Origin of the sequence: Mesorhizobium hawassense (genome assembly GCF_003289945.1) — a bacterium.
In the GTDB taxonomy this organism is placed as follows: domain Bacteria; phylum Pseudomonadota; class Alphaproteobacteria; order Rhizobiales; family Rhizobiaceae; genus Mesorhizobium; species Mesorhizobium hawassense.
The window spans coordinates 179,148-195,234 of the sequence record NZ_QMBP01000010.1 but is presented as its reverse complement, the minus strand read 5'-3'; the positions used below and the strand labels follow the sequence as shown (position 1 = coordinate 195,234).

Genomic DNA, 16,087 nt, shown 5'->3' with positions numbered 1-16,087 from the left:
CTAATGCATGAGCGGTCCGCTGGCCTTCCGCCACGCATCGATGCCGCCCTGGATGTGGCGGGCGCTGGCGATACCGACATCCTGCGCTGCCTGCACCGCCATCGCCGAACGCTCGCCGAAGGCGCAGTAGAACAGGATCTGCTTGCTGGTCGACTTCGCCAGTTCGTGCAGCATGCCGCCGGCAGCGATGTTTTCCTGCAGCCGCGCATAGGGCAGATGGATCGCGCCGGGGATGACGCCGTGGCGCTCGCGTTCGGTCTGCTCGCGCAGGTCGATCAGCGCCACATCGGGCCGACCGACCAACTCCAGCGCCTGTTCGGCGGTCACAGACCAGCCGCGGCTGGCGATATCGTCCTGGTGCAGGCCGACCCTCATATTGGCGGGCACCGCGACATCCATCATCTTCGGGTTGGCCAGCTTCAGATTGTTCATGATGTCGACATACTCGTCGACCGACTTCACCTGCAGGCGCGGATTGAAGGCCTTCTCCTCGCCGATCGTCGACACGGTCTCGCCCTTGTAGTCGTGCGCCGGGAAGATCATCGTCTCGTCGGGCAGCTTGAGCAGGCGGCCGAAGATCGATTCATACTGCTGGCGCGGATCGCCGTTCTGGAAGTCGGTGCGGCCAGTGCCGCGGATGAGCAGCGTGTCACCGGTGAAGACCCGGTCGGGCAGGATGAAGCTGTAGGAATCGTCGGTGTGGCCGGGCGTATATATGACATCCAGCGCCAGCCCCTCGATGCCGAGCTTGTCGCCGTCGGAAAGCCGCATCGAAACGACATCGGCCTTGGTCTGTTCGCCCATCACGGTCACGCAATGCGTCTTGTCGCGTAGCGCACCGAGGCCGGTGATGTGATCGGCATGGAGATGCGTGTCGACCGCCTTGACCAGCCTGAGGTCGAGTTCGTTGACCAGTTGCAGATAGCGCTCGACCTTCTCCAGCACCGGATCGATGATCAGCGCCTCGCCGCCATGGCGGCTGGCGAGCAGATAGGAATAGGTGCCAGAGACGGAATCGAAGAGCTGGCGGAAGATCATTTCTACTACCCCGCTGCATGTTCGCACCGCGGACGTCATCCGCGCTGTCGCAGCAATATCCTACTGCACTGGTCATCGGAATCGGAACGGATTTCGAAAAATATATGTGACGGTATATGGCTTTACCCACGCCCACGGGGAGCCAACCTTCAAATGTGGCACCGGGGTTCGTCGAGCAGCTTTCTCAAAAGGCCTTGCTGAGGCGAGCCTGGCCCCGGACGGTGAAGGCATCGTCGCTTCCATAGCCGGCCTCGAAGCCGGCATTCAGGGTCATGCCGGCGCCCACCTCCGCCGCGACGTCCGCCCCGGCAAAACCGCGTACGATCATTTTTTTGCCGCCGGCGCCAAAGGAGATGTCCTGGCCAAGCAGTGTCGCCGACACCTCACCGCTGTCTTGCGCTATGGCATCGATCCCGGTACGCAGCGTGGTTTGCCAGGCTTGGCTTGGCGTGCTAACGGGCGCCAGGGCCAGCGCGACCTCGCCCCGCGCCTCGAAGATGTTGGCGTCACGCCGCGAAACGGCGAGATCGCCGTCCGAACCGGTCTCCGCATAGTCATCGATGAAGAGCCCGGCGTAACGCAGCCGCACGCTGGGTATCAGCGTACCAGTCGCGACGGGCAGCCGCATGCCGAGCGTGACCGACGGGCTGAGGAAAATGCCGTTGAAATCTGCCCGGGCCGTCTCGATGCCGTCGAGCGCCAGATTGTTCGCGACGCGGCGGCGGCTGCGCTCCTGGAGCACGCCGGCGACGAAGTTCGCCCCGGCAAAACGCGCTCCTGCGTCATAGCCGAGATAGCCGCCTGCAAATGCGCTGCGATGAACGATCTCCTGCGCGTCGTCCTCGACCTGGGTCGATCCGGCGGCGCCGCCCAGCAGCAGGCCGCCCAGGAAACCGTCGCCAGAGCGCCTTTCAGCGCCAGCGACGATGCCGCCCAGCCCCTCGCTGAACCCGGCCGATGCGCCGGAGCTGCCTTGGGAGCGTATCCCGCCAAAGGTGGATATCCAGGCGTTCCGACCCCGGTTCGGCAAGTCGTCGTTCGGGGCGGCCATACGCGCTTCGGCGGTGCCGACTATGCCGTCTACAAGGTCCTCGATCAGCGGCGCGCTGCTCGCAAATCCGGTGATGTCGACCACCGCCACGCTTTCGCCGCTCGTCGCGAACGGCCTGCCGCCGGTCAGGACGGTTTGTGGCAGGCCAGTTCCCGAAAAACTCGTGACGGCGCTGAGTGCCGGGCCGAAGGTCACGGTGTTGCCGCTACCTGAAAAGACGATCGGCCCTTGAATGGCCGTTCCGCCCAGAAGGTTCAGCGTCGCGTCTGGCGCACCGAAATAGATGGCGACGCTCTGGTCACTGAAGACGCGGCCGGAATTGGTGATGACGGAGTTGCCGCCCTGGGCGGCAATGCCCACGGCGCCCACGCCTTCAACGATGACCGAACCGGAATTGGTGATGGTGGCGTTGCCGAACAGCGTGCCGATGCCGGTCGAGGCTGTCCCGAAGACGTTGACCGTACCGCTATTGGCAATCGCGACATCGTTGCCGCTGGCGCCGATGCCGACGGAAGCCGGCCCCGACACCGTGATCGACCCGGAATTGTCGAGCCGCAGGCCATTGCTCTGCCAGAGGATCCCCCCGGCGGCGATCCCGTACGCCTCGATCGCGCCGCTGTTGGAGATCGTCAGGTCCGGCCCATCGCCGATGAGGCCGGCGGCGGCGGTGCCGGAAACACCGATAAAGCCATGATTGTCCACACGCCCGCCTGCGGCGTCGCTGATGATGCCGTATGTCGCGACGCCCAGCGCTTCGATCGAGCCGTTGTTGACGACGTCCACATCGTTGCCCTCGGACAGGACACCGATGGAGCCGTCACCTATGGCGAGGGTGGCCCCGTTGTTGAGGATGGTAGCGTCCGCACCTTGCGAATGCACATTGGCGGCGGCACCGCCCAAGGTTTTGATCAGTCCGTTGTTTGTGAGCCTCTGATCCGCGCCAAGCATCCGCACGGCGTCGGCCCCCGTACCCGTTGTTTCGATCACGCCCGTTTGGCTGACGACGCCGGTATCGCCGGTATTGCTCATCGTCTGCTGGCCGGCAGTGACGCCGTTGCCGATGACAAAACTTTGGGCATACGCCGGGCCGCTTCCAAGCGGAACCGCAACGAAAATCGACAGCGCAATCGCGCCTGGAACCCTTGTGCGCGGCGTCGGCATCACCCCCTTGGCGCATGGGTACGCAACAAGCGGAGTCTGCACTCGAAGGAAGCGAAAGACAAGCCGCAGGCAGCGCCCGGATCGGGGACCTGGGCGCCTGCGAAGGCTTATCGCCTCAACACCGCGCTCAGCACGTCGCGGATGCCGATCGCACCGACGAAGCGCGAGCCTTCGTCGAACAGCGCCACCGGCGCCGTCTGCGAGCGGTGCATGGCGAGCATCACCGTTTTCAGCGGCGTGCCGGGATTGGCCCAGAACACCTGGGACCCCTCCTCCGGCTGCCTCTCGACGTCGGCGCAGGAGACCCATACCGCCGGCTTGCCGTCACGCTCGGCGGCGGCCACCAGGCCATGGGCATCGATCTTGAAGCGCGTCGTCTTGCGCCGGTCGAGCCACACCCAGCCGTCGTCGCCCTGTTCGAGATCGCGACGGTCCCGCATCACGTTCCACGCCGTCAGCACCGACAGCGGGTTAACATTGGCGATGAAGTCGCGGACATAGTCGTTGGCGGGTCTGAGAACGATGTCCTCCGGCGCGCCGGTCTGCACGATGCGGCCGCCTTCCATGATGGTGATGTGGCTGCCGATCTTCAGCGCCTCCTCGAGGTCGTGGCTGACGAAGATGATGGTCTTCTTCAGCTCCGCCTGAAGCTGCAACAATTCGTCCTGCAGCTTGGTTCGGATCAGCGGATCGAGCGCCGAGAACGGCTCGTCCATCAGCAGGATCGGCGCCTCGGTCGCGAAGGCTCGGGCGAGACCGACGCGCTGCTGCATGCCGCCCGAAAGCTCATGCGCGTATTTCTTCGACCATTGGTCGAGATGGACGAGCTGCAGCTGCTTTTGCACGCGCGCCTTGCGTTCCGCGTCCGGCACGCCGGCAAGCTCGAGGCCGAAGCCGACATTTTCCTCGACCGTGCGCCACGGCAGCAGGCCGAACTGCTGGAACACCATCGCCACCTGCTTCTGGCGCAGCCGCCGCAAGGTCGCCTCGTCGCAGGTGACGACATCGACGGTGCGGTCGCCGTCCTTGACCAGCACCTGGCCGCGCGACACGACGTTCAGCCGGTTGACGGCTCTCAGCAGCGTCGACTTGCCGGAGCCGGACAGGCCCATCAGCACCGAGATCTCGCCCTCATGCACGGTGAGGCTGGCGCCGGCGCAGCCCAGCACGTTGCCGGTTTTTTCGAGGATCTCGGCGCGGGTGGCGCCCTTGTCGATCAGCGCCAGCGAACCGGACTGATCGGCGCCGAAGACGATGTCTACGTTCTTGAAATCCACCGCGACGGTCATTTCTTGCCTCCAACGCCGATGCGGGTCATTCGGTCGAGTACGATGGCGAGCACGACGATCGCGAGGCCGGCCTCAAGCCCGAGATCGATGCGCCGCGAGCCGAGCGCGCGGTTGATTTCCGTGCCGAGGCCGCCGGCGCCGATCAGGGCGGCGAACACGACCATCGACAGCGACAGCATGATCGATTGCGTCAGGCCCGCCATGATGGTCGGCAGCGCCGATGGCAGCTCCACCTTCCACAGAAGCTGGCGCTTGGTGGCGCCGAACGCCTCGCCCGCTTCGATGATCGCCTTGGGCACCGAAACCACGCCGAGATGGGTGAGCCGCACGGCCGTCGGGATGACGAAGATGATGGTGACGATGAGGCCCGGCGCGTTGCCGAGGCCGAACAGCGTCAGCACCGGGATCAGGTAGACGAAGGTCGGCAGCGTCTGCATCAGGTCGAGCACCGGCAGCATGACGCGGTAGACCTTCGGCTTGTGCGCGGCCCAAATGCCGAGCGGCACGCCGATCGCCATGGCCGCCGCGGCGGCGGCAACCACCAGCACAAGCGTTTGCACCGTCTGCTTCCACAGGTTCTGGTTGATGATGAAGATCAGGCCGAGGAAGACGCCGATGGCGAGCGGCCGCGAACGCTGCAAAAACCACGCGATGATCGCGATGACCAGCGCCAGAAGCACCGGCGGCACCATCAGCAGAAGGTTCACCGCCCCGTCGAGGATGAAATTCAGCCCGTTTGAGAAGGCCCGGAAGATGGTGTCGAAATTGTCGGTCAGGAAGCCGAAGAAGGCCTTGCCCCACGGCCCGATGGGGATCTTGTAGTCGGTCAGGAGTTTCGAAATCGGATCCATCTTTCCCCTCTCGGCTTCGCCGCACTTTCCGTACGGTCATCTTCTCGCAGCTTAACGCATGTCACCCAAAAGTGTGCAGCGGTTTTGGGAAAACGACATCCGTGAAAACAGAGACTTAAGGCGCGGCGCGCTTTAAGAAAAAGGGCAGCCTTTTCTACTGGCTGCCCTCTTCCGGATGATCATTCCGGACTCAAAACCGGCTCAGCTCCCGAGCGCCGTCTTGACGGCAGCCGCCGCGTCGCCGCCATCGAAGGTGGTGACGCCGGCAATCCACGGCGCAACGGCGTCGGGATGCTTCTTCAGCCAGTCCTTCGCCACCGTCTGGGCATCGCCGCCCTTCAGGATCGCGTCCATCATCTCGCCTTCCATGTCGAGATTGAACTTCAGGTTGGCGATGAACTTGCCGGCGTTCGGGCATTCAGTGGTGTAGCCCTTGCGCACATTGGTGTAGACGGTGGCGGCGCCGAAGCCGCTATCGCCCATGCCGTCGAGGTAGGTGATCTTCATGGCGCCCATCACCGGATGCGGCGTCCAGCCGAGGAAGGCGATCCACTCATTGCTCTTCATCGACTGCTCGGCCTGCGTCAGCATGCCGGCTTCCGACGACTCGACCAACTCGAAGCCGGCGAGGTTGTCGGCCGGGTTCTTGATCATGTCGAGGATGATGCGGTTGCCGTCATTGCCGGCCTCGATGCCGTAGATCTTGCCGTTGAACTTGTCCTTGAACTTGCCGAGGTCGGTCAGCGACTTGACGCCGGCATCCGCGACATAGGTCGGCACGACGATGCCGTAGCCGGCGCCGGTGAGATTGGTGCTGATCGTCTCGACCGAGCCATCGGCGGTGTAGTCTTTGATGTCGTTGGTCATCGACGGCATCCAGTTGCCGAGGAAGACGTCGAGGTCCTTGTTCTTCAGCGAGGCCATGGTTACCGGCACCGAAAGCTGGATCGTCTGCGGCTCGTAGCCGAGCGCGGTGAGCAGCACCGATGCCAGGCCCGTCGTGGCCTGGATGTCGGTCCAGCCGACATCGGACAGGCGAACCGCCTTGCAGCTCGCCGCATCGCCGGCATAAGCGGCGGTCGTGGCCATAAGCGCCGCCAGGCCGAGGCCCGCGGCGATGGATTTCATACGCGACATGAACTTTCTCCCATTGCAATTGTCAGGCGATGCGAAGTTACGGTTCTTGCGCCCGCCTTGTTTCGTCAGCCAAACACCATTTTGAAGTTGTTTCAAGCGGTTCAACGTCCCGATGAACGGCGCGCACTGGCCATTAAGCGACATGACGGGTTTTTGAACGACATCGAGTTTCTGGGGACGGAGCCGGCGCCCCCTCCCCGCGACGCGCGAACTCGGCTTAAAAGCACCTATGGCCAAGCTCTACTTCCACTACGCCACGATGAATGCCGGCAAGACGACCATGCTGTTGCAGGCGTCCTACAACTATCGCGAACGCGGCATGTCGACGATGCTGTTCGTCGCCGGCCACTATCGCAAGGGCGACAACGGGTTGATCTCGTCACGCATCGGGCTCGAATCGGAGGCCGAGATGTTCCGCGACGGCGATGATCTCTATGCCAGGGTCGCGGAGCATCACCAGCATGCCCCCGTGCATTGCATCTTCGTCGACGAGGCGCAGTTCCTCGAGGAGGAGCAGGTCTGGCAGCTCGCCCGGATCGCCGACCGTCTCGGCATTCCGGTGATGTGCTACGGCCTGCGCACCGATTTCCAGGGCAATCTGTTCCCCGGCTCGCGCGCGCTGCTCGCCATCGCCGACGACCTGCGCGAGGTGCGCACCATCTGCCGCTGCGGCCGCAAGGCGACGATGGTGGTGCGCCTGGGGCCTGACGGCAAGGTGGCTAGGCAGGGCGAGCAGGTGGCGATCGGCAAGGACGTCTATGTTTCGCTCTGCCGCCGCCATTGGGAAGAGGAGATGGGCAGGGCCGCGCCTGACGACTTCATCGGTTTTGTCAGGGCATGAGCAGCTTCAGGCGGCGGAAACACGCCACACTGGGAACCGCCAGCCAAGCCGCACGCCAAGCGTTGCCAGCGCGATGAGCAGCATGCCGGCGGCCTGTGCCGGCCCGAGCGGATGCGCGTACAGGGCCCAGTCGATGATGATGGCGACGACGGGATAGATGAAAGTGATGACGCCGATCACCGGCGTCGTAAGGCGCGGAAAGGCCGAATTCATCAGCACATAGGCGATGCCTGTATGCAGGACGCCGATGCCGGTCAGCCAGCCCCATGACGCCAGCGGGATGGGATGGCCGATATCGGCGAACGGGGCGAGCAACACGACACCGACCAGCGTCTGGCAAAGCACCGTGATCTCCGCGCGCTGCTGCCCGAGACCCTTGGCGAGCATGGTAGCCACCGCATAGAGCAGGGCGGCGCCGAGCGTCAGCGCGATGCCAAGCGCCCAGCCCGCATCGACATGGCCGTGCGTGACGACCAGGCCGCTGGCGAGCACGACGCCGAGAAACGCGCCGAGCATCCACAGCATCTGGTCGAGCGAGATGCGTTCCTTGAGGACCGTGACGCCAAGCAGCACCACGAAGAACGGCTGGACATGGTAGACGATCGTCGTCGTGGCGATCGACGTCATGGCGAAACCGGCGAAGAAGGCCGTCCAACTCAGCACCATGCAAACGCCGGCGAGGGCCGCGAGGGCAAGCCGGGATACGGACAGCGTCCGGTCCGGCAAGTAGCCTCGCAGCAGGCACCATGCGGCGAGGAACAGCGCGCCGAACACGCATCGCCAGAAGACGACGGTGACGGGATGCTGTCCCGATTCCGTCACGAAGGCGCCGACCGTGCCGGCGATCACCATCGCCGAAGCGAGGCTCGCGGCAGGAAACCGGTCGGTCGGTATGGTCCTCATCGCAGCGCTCTCCAGCGGGTCGAAATCCATCTGACCCCTCGCGGCGATTTCAAACAAGCGAATAGATTTGTGAGGATCTATTCGATATGCTGATAGCGCCATGGCCGCTCCACTCGACCTCAACCTGCTGAAAACCTTCGTCGCCGTCGTCGAAACCGGCAGCCTGTCCAATGCGGCGCCTCGTGTTGGCCGCAGCCAGTCGGCGGTCAGCATGCAGATGCAAAGGCTGGAGGACATGGTGGGCAACCAGCTTCTCGTGCGCGGCCCGAGAACGGTTACTCCTAATGCGATCGGCGAGGATTTCCTCATCTACGCGCGCCGGCTGTTGAAGCTTTCTGACGAAGCCTGGGCCAGCGTCACCCGGCCGAAAGAAACAGGCAGTGTGCGCCTTGGCGTGCCGGACGATTACGCCGCGTTCCTATTGCCGCCTGTCCTGTCGCGTTTTGCCGAGGATCATCCGCTGGTCACCGTCGAACTGGTCTGTGAGCAATCGACCGCGCTGGTGAAAACCCTGGCGGAAGGCAGGCTTGACCTGGCGATCGTCACCCGCCTGCCGGAGCAGCCGCTCGACGTGGTCCGGCTGGAGCGATTCGTCTGGGTCGCCTCGCCCAACCATGTCGCCTGGCAGACCAATCCCTTGCCCGTCGCGCTGTTCGAACCGGGCTGCGCGGCGCGGATGAATGTCCTGCAGGCGCTCGGCAGTGCCGACAGGTCCTATCGCTGTACCTATTCCAGCGCCTCGCTGCTCGGTCTGGTCGCCGTGGTGCAGGCCGGGCTCGCGGTCGCCGGGCTGGCGCAGCGAAGCGTGCCTCCGTCGCTGCGCGTCGTCGGCGTCAATGAGGGGCTTCCGGCGCTGCCGGATCTCGAGATCGGCATCCTGCGCAACCCGCTGTCGGCGACGCCGGCGGTTGAACGGCTGAACGACTTCCTGCGCCGGGACCTGGCACAACGGGCCTGACCGCGGATATCTGGACGAGGAGGCCGGATCCGGCGCAATCTTCGCGTCACGCCACCGTCTTTGTTAAGCCCTGCGCCCTACTTTTCTGTCGTCAGCCAAAACCAGCCGGAGACCCCGCCATGCTTCGAGCCACTTCGTCCGCCGCGCTGTTCCTGCTTGCGGGCGGTCTTGCCGCGCATGCCGATGGCGATGCCGCGCTGGGCAAGAAGGTCTTCAACCGTTGCATCGCCTGCCACGAAGCGGCAACGGATCGCGACAAGGTCGGCCCGCATCTGCTGGGTGTCGTCGGCCGCAAGGCCGGCTCGGCGGAAAGCTTTGCCGACCACTATTCGCAAGCCATGAAGGATGCCGGTGCCGCCGGCCTCGTCTGGGACGAAGCCAACCTCGCCGAATATCTCAAGGCGCCCCGGCAGAAGGTTCCCGGCAACAGAATGGCCTTTACCGGCCTGACCAGCGACGACGACATCGCCAACGTGATTGCCTATCTCAAAGCCGACCCCAAGCCCTGATCGATGCCGCACGAACCGGTATTGTCGTCGCAAGAGATTTGCCGGCGCTGTTTCATGGCTGTTCGCAAAAACAAGAGCTTAGAGCATATGAGCTAAAGCTGTTCGAATTCGGCGCGCGTTAATCGGCGCCTTACGCATGCTTGCCTTGTCTTTCAAGCACCTGAGCAATTCTTTTGTTTTGACGCCTCTCCTTGTCTTCCTTCTTTCAATCCCTTGAAGCCCCACATATATTCGCCGCCACGACACGGAAAACGGATGCCGAAGCGGGAGGCCCCAATGGCGACATTGCAGAATTTCGATGCCGAAATTGCCAAGACCAAGCAGGTCGTGCAGGACATGCGCGCCAAGATCGAGCAGTCCGGTACGGTGCTCGACACGCTTGCTCAGGCCGACAAGAAGATCGGCGACGCCAATTTCGACATCGAGAACGCCCGCATCGAGGACGTGCTCAAGCAGCAGAAGGTCATGGAAGGCAATATCGCCGACCTGATCATCGGGCTTGAGGACGCCACCAATGTCTTCGGCGCCGAATTCGAGAGCATGAAGAACTACACCGGCTGGGAAAACTTCGTCGGCGTGTTTTCGGCGCAGCGCAAGCAGCGCATGCGCACCGACCGCGTCCGAAACATGTCGCTCGCCGGCAATCTGCAGGAACTCTTGGCGAAGTCGGACACCATCGTCGGCATCCTGAAGGCGCAGAAGCAAGTCCTCGACCAGCGCTACAAGACTTCCGAAACGAGTCTTTCGCAGGTGATCGAGCGCCGCAAGGTGACGATGACCAATCTCGAAACGGTGCAGAAGCGCATCGAGGAATTGAATCCTTTGCTGCTCGACATCGAGAACAAGATCGCCGCCTCCACCACCCAGAAGGAGCGCACCGAGCTCGAGGGCGAGCGCTCGAAAATGGCGACCGAATACAATGAAAAGCAGGCCAAGGAGCAGGAACTGCTGGCCGAAAGCCAGACGCTGGAGCGCTATACCTCGATGTTCCAGACATTCGTCGATTCGCTCAACAACCAGATCGCAGCGCAGTCGACGCTGATCAACAAGCTGACCATCGACACGGAGCAGCGCATCGTTCTCTACAAGGCGCTGGAAGATTCGCTGAAAACCGCCGCCCAGCAGGACGTCGCCCACAAGATCAACACGTTGGGCAGCCAGGTCGACAACACGGCCGAGGAGACGATGGCGGGCATCGGCGCCGCTTCGCAGAAGCATATCGGCGACCTGCTGGAGATGCATGAGAAGAACATGGTCGCCAGCGCCGATATCCAGCGCCGCAAGAAGCTTGCCGACGATGCATTCGCCCGTCGATTCGACGAGGTGATGAAGAAGCACAATTCCGCCAACTACGTGCAGTCGTAGGCGGCGTCGCCGACTTCATTTTAACGGCAGCTCCATGACACCTGAAAACGACGCGGCGGCACGCTATTTTTCCGCCATCACGGCGGCGCTGAGCGGGCTGGAAGTGTTCATGCGCGACGACCGCTCGCCGCTCTACCGGCACGGCATCGTCGCCAAGATCGTCGCGGAATATATCGCGCGGCTGGACAAGTCCTTCGGCTGCTGGCGCAACCGGCTGGGCTTCATTGACACGTTCCGCATCTCGCGCGCCGACAGCGGCTATCCCGTTTTCCAGAACCTGCTCGAGCTGGAAAACGACCGCCAGCAGGCCGATGCCCGGCTGGCCAACATCCCGCTGGCTGGCGAGCTGCGCGAGGAGATGGCCGACTTCATCCTGCGCCACAAGGAATTTCCCGAAGCACTGCAGAAGTCGATGGCCGAGCGGCTCTATCTCGAGGACGTCAAGAGTGAGGCGACCTTCGGCCCTTTCACGCTCGCGCAGACGGCCAAGGTCTCGGTCAACCCGAAGACCATGCGGCCCTATTATCTCGTCCATTGGGCGACGTTCGACGGCAGCGCCAACCTGCCGCTGGTCTACATGGTGACGGTGGAGGATTCCTCGGAGAGCATGGTGCGCCAGCTTGTCGACGGCAACGGCAAGCTGAATGAGAAGGTCGATATCCCGCTTCCAGTCGACGGCCTGCTCAACCCGGAGCTCGCGCATCGCTTCGACGATTTTACCGAAAAGAATTCGGCCTACACGCTCTCGCCGGCGACGATCGCAGTCAATCTCGACAAGGATTTCGAGCCGTTGCATCCCAAGCAACTGCGGCGCGTCGTGCTCGGGCCATTCTATTCGGCCGGCATCACCGACAACAACACGACCGTGGCCGAGGTGCTGGCCAAGGTGCGCAAGCCGGAGAATGCCTGGCTGCTCACCTGGACCATCCAGGAGGTCTTTTCCAAGAGCGAGAAGCCCAGCCGCAAAGGCCTGTTCTCCAGCGAGAAGACGACGCAGGAATTCTTCATCAACACCGACGATCTCGAAGCCGCGCGCCAGGGCGTATCGAGCTATGAGAACCATGCGCTGATCCCGCACGAGGCCTACCAGGCGCTCTACGCCGCGGGCGAGGCGCAGAAGATCTTTTCCGGCTACAAGGTCCACATCCTGTCCAACGGACAGGTGATCTCAGATGTCTGACAACGAGACGACAATACCAGCACACACATCTTACCGTGGCACCGCCGTGGTCATCGTCAATGTGGCAGCGTGGTTATTTGCTTTTTTGTTGCAGCATTTCGTTCCGGAACAAACTTCCACCGCCGTCGCAGGCGCAAGTGTTTTGTCAGGAACGATCGGCGGCGGATGGGCATCGGCAAACTCGCTCAAAAATGCCGGTGCTACGGCATTGGCCGGAACGGTCTCGACTATTCTGCTACTGTCGTTATTTGTGCAGCTCACAGGCTTTCGCCTTGGCATGGCCGTTGGCGGGATAGGGACTTCTTCTGACGCGATTTTGTCTTTTACCGGCTTCTATTCACTGATGTTTCTGGTCATTTTCGCAATCACGTCCGCCGGCAATTGGCTCACTCAAAGATTTGAAAAGCACAAGGCAGGGCACGATTGACGTGAGGTACACATGGACACCGGCCTGACCACGATCTCGGAAGCGGCAATCGACAAGCACCGCGCGATCGCGCAGAGCTTCATCACCCGCATCGTCGTGCTGGAGGACCCCTCGCGCGAATCCGGCACCGCGCTTGCCGGCACCAACCGCCGCTTCGTCTCGACGGTGTCGGTCGGCTCGGTCCGCCGCACGCGCGAGGTCGAGCTCTCGAAGACGGTCGCGGCCATCCACCCCGACGACCAGTTGATGAGCATCCCGCAGCACACGCTGCTCTATCGCGCCCGCCGCGGGCTGGCGATCGCGCTGGCCGTATCGGATGTCTTTGCCGAAGGCTCCGACCTCGAAAGCCTGCAGGCGAAAAACGCCCGCGCGCCGCTGGAAGGCGACGAAGCGTCGACCTTCAAGAAGCTTCTGTCGGCTTCGGCTTACGTCTCCGCCTTCAGCTTCGCCTCTTATTTGTTCCAGCTGATCGACAGCGACGGCGAGGCGCCGAACGACATTGCCGAGCCCGATTTCCTGTTCGACACGCCGCAGGATGCGGTGAAGTCGATCGTCGCCGGCCTCGACAAGGCGATTGCCGGCTCCAAGGATGACACCGATCTGACGATACGCGCCCGCGCCTTTGCCCGCGTCGCCATCGACGGGCTGGTGGCGCGCAAGGGCCGCTTCGACGGCATCGGCCCGTTCGAGAACGCGCATATCCGCATCGATGTCGACGATTTCACCCTCGATGGCTTCGACGTCGCGCCTGGCAAGCGTTCCAAGCCGCTGGTGATGACCTTCAAGAAACCGGAGGAGGTCGTCGGCAACCACATCGCCAAATTCCAGTCGGTCAGGCTCGCCAAGATGCTGATGGCCTACGACTTCGAACGCGAGCTGAACCCGTTCGTCGAGCTCGGCGGCTTCCTCTTCACCTTCATCGGCGACGGCGCGCCAGGCACCGGCAAGACGACGCTGATCCAGATGATCGCCGGCCTCGTCAACGGCTATTGCCAGGTCGGCGGTTATCCCTTTGCATACGAGAATTTCGGCGTCGACCAGATCTCGTCCTACCAGGGCAAGTCCGGCCAGAACTGCCGCCAGTTCATCAACAACGTGCTCAATCCGCGCGTCATCGGCTTCGGCACCATCGACGACATCGACCAGGTGGCGGCGCGCCGCTCCGACGACCGCGCATCGGCCGGCCAGCAGGAGATCACTGGCGTCCTGATGGACGCCTTTGCGGGTGCTTCGACGGTGGTGCGCGGCAACTGCTCCTTCGGCATGTTCTCCAACTATCCGGAAAATGTCGACGACGCGCTGCGCCAGCGCGCCGGCGCGCGCTGGCTGGTCGACGGCCCGCAGACCCGCGACGACTATATCGACATCTTCGTGCTGCTCGCCGGCAAGAACCACGAGATCCCTCTGGGCAAGCACGAGCTCTATGCCGCGCAGGAGATCCAGCGTGCCGTGACCGAGGCTTATGAAGAGCACGAGAAGCCGCAGGAAGACGGGCTGATGAAGGTCTATGAGCGCTACATGAAGGAGAATGGCGCGCCGAAGACCATGGCCGATGTCGGCACCTACCTGCACATGATCAAGGACGCCGAACCGCGCTTCACCGGCCGCGCCATCAAGAACGTCACCGACGCGATAAAAATGCGCGCCATGGATATCGAGCTGCCGGACGACTGGTTCGAGAAGCCGGAAGCCTTCATGCACAAGAGCTACGACGACAAGAAGGCGATGATCGAGGAACTGCGCGGGCCATTTTCGATGGACATGGTCATGCAGGAGATCAACCGCTACGCCGATTCCGAGTTCCGCTATTCCGACAAGTCCGACGACGCCGCGGTGGAGAAGCTCCTGCGCGACGCAAGGCTGCGCGAGAGGGCGGCGCGGGAAATGGAGGAATTAAAGAAGAAGGGGCTTTGGAATGCGTAGACCCTCGCCGGCGGCACCCGAGGTGCCGCCCGCCAAAAAGCCCGACCTTCTGCGCGACAACGAGCTGATCTACGGCCGGCTGCTCACGGTCGATGAATCGCATCTCATCCAGCGCTACAACAAGGCGCTTGCCGCCTTCGGCCTCGAGCCCACCAAGCTCGAGAGCTTCCAGATCGACCGCACCGGCTTCTCGCCCGAAATCGCAGAGGAGTGTGGTGACTTCGACTATCTTGATCCCAATGAGGTCAACCGCCGCTTCATCATCCTGACCCCGTCGCAGATCGACCTGCCGGTGGTCCACACCGCCTTTTCCAACACCTCGCAGCTGATGTTCGAGTTCATGTCCAAGAACCAGCGCGCCATCGACGCGCTGACCATCAAGGACGTCATCTACGGTGAGATCGAGGACGCCGTCCCAAAGGTCAACGATATCGAGGACCTGCTGTCGATCAACCAGGTCGAGTTCAAGGTGCTGTCGGCCGAGGACGTGCTCGGCAAGGCGGCCGAGCTTGGCAAGCTGGTCGACCGGCTGAAGCAGGAGCCGGACGCCTGGCGCGACAATGCCATGCTCGAGCGCATGGTCGATCTCGCCAAGGTGTGCGGCGACATCCGCGAGAACGCGCTGGTGCCCGACCAGGTGATCTTTCGCCACAACGCCTACTGGACCAGTCATTTCGGCGGGCTCTACGTGTTCGTCGATCCCGACATGACGACAGTGATCAGCGACCCGTCGGCTCCCGGCTTCCGCCGATCGCGCCCCTGGCAGGTGAACTATCTGTCGATCAACGACGCCGACAAGGTGTTCGGCTTTCTTGCCGGCACCGGCCGCCTCGACCTGCCGCGGGCTTCATGGATAGAAGCTTCCGGTTATCTCGAGCATCGCGCCGAGATGGTCGTACGCGCGTTGATCCGGGACGCCGAGCCAAACCGCAATCTGACCGACGTCGACAAGGTCTGGCTGCAGACCTGGATCCTCGGCCATGCCGACCTGATCGCAAGCGACGGCAACTTCCCGTTCCTCAACGCCGCCAAGCGCGAGATCGCCCAATTCGGCCATCTCAAGATCGAGGATGTGCCGCCGCGCCAGCGCTTCCTGGTCGTGCGCGCCAAGCCCGATCAACCCGATGCCTGGCTGACCAACCAGCTGATCTCGGATTTCGTGCCGCAGGACTTCGTTTCGCGCTACGTCTTCAACAAGCCGGGCTTCTACAAGGACTATGACGGCTACAGCGACGCCTGGCGCTCGCATGTTGTGGACGTTCTGAAAACCACATATTTGAAGGACAAGGTTGCGTTTCGCACGCGCCTTTACGGTCTGACTGACTAGAGCATGATCCCGAAAAGTGGAAGTCGGTTTTCGGAGGAAGATCATGCTCCAACAAAGAGTTGGATCAGGATGACGTTTCAACGAAACGTCATGCTGATCTAGAGCAATTCCAGGAAAAGTGCGGGCG

The 16,087-nt window shown here is 62.7% G+C and carries 14 protein-coding genes; 8 read left to right on the top strand and 6 right to left on the bottom strand.

The window, feature by feature from the left end:
* The 5 genes from DPM33_RS21280 to choX all read right to left on the bottom strand — a co-directional run bounded on the left by DPM33_RS21280 (window position 1) and on the right by choX (window position 6,527).
* Window positions 1-1,038 (bottom strand): MBL fold metallo-hydrolase, encoded by a 1,038-nt coding sequence (locus DPM33_RS21280; protein ID WP_112099397.1) that lies wholly within the window; start codon window positions 1,036-1,038, stop codon window positions 1-3.
* A gap of 184 nt (window positions 1,039-1,222) precedes the next feature.
* Window positions 1,223-3,250, bottom strand: coding sequence for an autotransporter outer membrane beta-barrel domain-containing protein (locus DPM33_RS21275; RefSeq protein WP_112099396.1), 2,028 nt, complete (start codon window positions 3,248-3,250; stop codon window positions 1,223-1,225).
* A gap of 107 nt (window positions 3,251-3,357) precedes the next feature.
* Window positions 3,358-4,539 carry a choline ABC transporter ATP-binding protein gene (gene choV / locus DPM33_RS21270; protein WP_112099395.1) on the bottom strand — a complete coding sequence of 394 codons (1,182 nt, stop codon included), beginning with the start codon at window positions 4,537-4,539 and terminating at the stop codon, window positions 3,358-3,360.
* Window positions 4,536-5,390: a choline ABC transporter permease subunit gene (gene choW, locus DPM33_RS21265; protein WP_112099394.1), complete on the bottom strand. Its 855-nt coding sequence runs from the start codon at window positions 5,388-5,390 to the stop codon at window positions 4,536-4,538. Before choW ends, choV begins: the two co-directional genes overlap by 4 nt.
* 201 nt (window positions 5,391-5,591) lie before the next feature.
* Entirely contained in the window at window positions 5,592-6,527 is a 936-nt protein-coding gene (gene choX / locus DPM33_RS21260; protein ID WP_112099393.1) for a choline ABC transporter substrate-binding protein, read from the bottom strand.
* Between the two features lie 229 nt (window positions 6,528-6,756).
* On the opposite strand from choX, the gene DPM33_RS21255 reads away from it, so the two are divergent.
* Entirely contained in the window at window positions 6,757-7,368 is a 612-nt protein-coding gene (locus tag DPM33_RS21255) for a thymidine kinase (protein ID WP_112099392.1), read from the top strand.
* Between the two features lie 6 nt (window positions 7,369-7,374).
* Here the strand turns inward: DPM33_RS21255 and DPM33_RS21250 are convergent, their stop codons facing one another.
* The gene (locus DPM33_RS21250; protein WP_245442298.1) at window positions 7,375-8,301 is read right to left on the bottom strand and encodes a DMT family transporter; all 927 of its coding nucleotides are present in this window, start codon (window positions 8,299-8,301) and stop codon (window positions 7,375-7,377) included.
* Window positions 8,302-8,371: 70 nt separating this feature from the next.
* On the opposite strand from DPM33_RS21250, the gene DPM33_RS21245 reads away from it, so the two are divergent.
* The 7 genes from DPM33_RS21245 (at window position 8,372) to DPM33_RS21215 (ending at window position 15,960) form a co-directional block, all read left to right on the top strand.
* Window positions 8,372-9,229, top strand: coding sequence for a LysR substrate-binding domain-containing protein (locus tag DPM33_RS21245; protein ID WP_112099391.1), 858 nt, complete (start codon window positions 8,372-8,374; stop codon window positions 9,227-9,229).
* 119 nt (window positions 9,230-9,348) lie between these two features.
* Window positions 9,349-9,738 carry a c-type cytochrome gene (locus DPM33_RS21240; protein ID WP_112099390.1) on the top strand — a complete coding sequence of 130 codons (390 nt, stop codon included), beginning with the start codon at window positions 9,349-9,351 and terminating at the stop codon, window positions 9,736-9,738.
* Between the two features lie 276 nt (window positions 9,739-10,014).
* The gene (locus DPM33_RS21235; protein WP_112099389.1) at window positions 10,015-11,103 is read left to right on the top strand and encodes a hypothetical protein; all 1,089 of its coding nucleotides are present in this window, start codon (window positions 10,015-10,017) and stop codon (window positions 11,101-11,103) included.
* A gap of 34 nt (window positions 11,104-11,137) precedes the next feature.
* A complete protein-coding gene (locus DPM33_RS21230) occupies window positions 11,138-12,283 on the top strand; it encodes a hypothetical protein (protein ID WP_112099388.1) in 1,146 nt (381 codons plus the stop codon).
* Entirely contained in the window at window positions 12,276-12,710 is a 435-nt protein-coding gene (locus tag DPM33_RS35905; RefSeq protein WP_146770301.1) for a hypothetical protein, read from the top strand. Before DPM33_RS21230 ends, DPM33_RS35905 begins: the two co-directional genes overlap by 8 nt.
* 12 nt (window positions 12,711-12,722) lie before the next feature.
* On the top strand, window positions 12,723-14,633 hold the full coding sequence (locus tag DPM33_RS21220; RefSeq protein WP_112099386.1) for an ATP-binding protein: 1,911 nt from the start codon (window positions 12,723-12,725) through the stop codon (window positions 14,631-14,633).
* Window positions 14,626-15,960, top strand: a complete 1,335-nt coding sequence (locus DPM33_RS21215; RefSeq protein WP_167449163.1) for a DUF6638 family protein — start codon at window positions 14,626-14,628, stop codon at window positions 15,958-15,960. Before DPM33_RS21220 ends, DPM33_RS21215 begins: the two co-directional genes overlap by 8 nt.
* Window positions 15,961-16,087 lie beyond the last annotated feature (127 nt).

What these genes read in the sequence shown, in the direction of transcription:
- DPM33_RS21220 (WP_112099386.1), top strand. Translation starts at nt 12,723, where the DNA reads ATGGACACCGGCCTGACCACGATCTCGGAAGCGGCAATCGACAAGCAC.
- DPM33_RS21240 (WP_112099390.1), top strand. Translation starts at nt 9,349, where the DNA reads ATGCTTCGAGCCACTTCGTCCGCCGCGCTGTTCCTGCTTGCGGGCGGT.
- DPM33_RS21245 (WP_112099391.1), top strand. Translation starts at nt 8,372, where the DNA reads ATGGCCGCTCCACTCGACCTCAACCTGCTGAAAACCTTCGTCGCCGTC.
- choW (WP_112099394.1), bottom strand. Translation starts at nt 5,390, where the DNA reads ATGGATCCGATTTCGAAACTCCTGACCGACTACAAGATCCCCATCGGG.
- DPM33_RS21230 (WP_112099388.1), top strand. Translation starts at nt 11,138, where the DNA reads ATGACACCTGAAAACGACGCGGCGGCACGCTATTTTTCCGCCATCACG.
- DPM33_RS21215 (WP_167449163.1), top strand. Translation starts at nt 14,626, where the DNA reads ATGCGTAGACCCTCGCCGGCGGCACCCGAGGTGCCGCCCGCCAAAAAG.
- DPM33_RS21280 (WP_112099397.1), bottom strand. Translation starts at nt 1,038, where the DNA reads ATGATCTTCCGCCAGCTCTTCGATTCCGTCTCTGGCACCTATTCCTAT.
- DPM33_RS21235 (WP_112099389.1), top strand. Translation starts at nt 10,015, where the DNA reads ATGGCGACATTGCAGAATTTCGATGCCGAAATTGCCAAGACCAAGCAG.
- DPM33_RS21250 (WP_245442298.1), bottom strand. Translation starts at nt 8,301, where the DNA reads ATGGATTTCGACCCGCTGGAGAGCGCTGCGATGAGGACCATACCGACC.
- choV (WP_112099395.1), bottom strand. Translation starts at nt 4,539, where the DNA reads ATGACCGTCGCGGTGGATTTCAAGAACGTAGACATCGTCTTCGGCGCC.
- DPM33_RS21255 (WP_112099392.1), top strand. Translation starts at nt 6,757, where the DNA reads ATGGCCAAGCTCTACTTCCACTACGCCACGATGAATGCCGGCAAGACG.
- DPM33_RS21275 (WP_112099396.1), bottom strand. Translation starts at nt 3,250, where the DNA reads ATGCCGACGCCGCGCACAAGGGTTCCAGGCGCGATTGCGCTGTCGATT.
- DPM33_RS35905 (WP_146770301.1), top strand. Translation starts at nt 12,276, where the DNA reads ATGTCTGACAACGAGACGACAATACCAGCACACACATCTTACCGTGGC.
- choX (WP_112099393.1), bottom strand. Translation starts at nt 6,527, where the DNA reads ATGTCGCGTATGAAATCCATCGCCGCGGGCCTCGGCCTGGCGGCGCTT.